General features: G+C 71.0%; 1 protein-coding gene. It reads right to left on the bottom strand.

The features are described 5' to 3' along the window. Positions 1-13: 13 nt before the first annotated feature. A partial coding sequence (locus tag N878_RS23260) for an ATP-binding protein (protein ID WP_021445899.1) occupies positions 14-799 on the bottom strand: 786 nt, incomplete at its 5' end.

The following is a 799-nucleotide window of genomic DNA, read 5'->3' as shown; positions in this document are numbered from 1 at the left end:
GCCGGCCGCCGCCCTACTCGCCCTGACGCCGCGGCCACACCAGGCTGAAACGCGCGCCGCCTAGGCTGGCGCTGCAACCGATCTGCGCGCGGCCGCCGTGCCAGTAGATGATCCGCCGGACGATGGACAGCCCCAGGCCATGCCCGCCGGAGGCGCGGGTGCGGCTGTCGTCCAGGCGCAGGAAGGGGCTGAACAGCCGCTCCCAGGCCTCCTCGGGCACGCCCGGGCCGTCGTCCTCGACGTCGATGCGGCAGCGCTTGTGGCCCACCTGGCAGCTGATCAGCACGCGCGACTCGGCGTAGCGCATGGCGTTGCTCACCAGGTTCTGCAGCGCCCGGTGCAAGTAGCGCGGCTCGGCTTCGACCCAGCAAGTGCCGTCTTCCTGCACGCTGAGGGTCGCCCCGCGCTCGACCCGCACGCTGGCGCGCAGCGGCGCCAGTTCCTCGATCACCTGGTCGATCAGCGCCTGCAGCTCGACCTGCTGGAAGTTCAGCGCCGGCGAGCCCTGCTCCAGGCGCGCGTAGGTGAGCATCTCGTCGACCAGCTTGTCGAGGTCCTGGATATCGCTGTCCATGCCGTCCATGTACTTGCGCCGCGCCGTCTCGCTGCCCGCATCGGCGATCATCTCCAGGCCGAAGCGCAGCCGCGCCACCGGCGTGCGCAGCTCGTGGGACACCGCGCGCACCAGCTCGCGCTGGATGCTCAGCGAGCTCTGCAGGTGCTCGGCCATGGCGTTGAAACTGCTCGCCAGGCGCCTGGGCTGCTCGTCCACCGGGTGGCGGATCAGCTCGTCGATCAG

The sequence above is a fragment of the Pseudomonas sp. EGD-AK9 genome, from assembly GCF_000465935.2.
In the GTDB taxonomy this organism is placed as follows: domain Bacteria; phylum Pseudomonadota; class Gammaproteobacteria; order Pseudomonadales; family Pseudomonadaceae; genus Aquipseudomonas.
The sequence above is the reverse complement of the archived record's forward strand: the minus strand, read 5'-3'. Positions and strand labels throughout refer to the sequence as shown.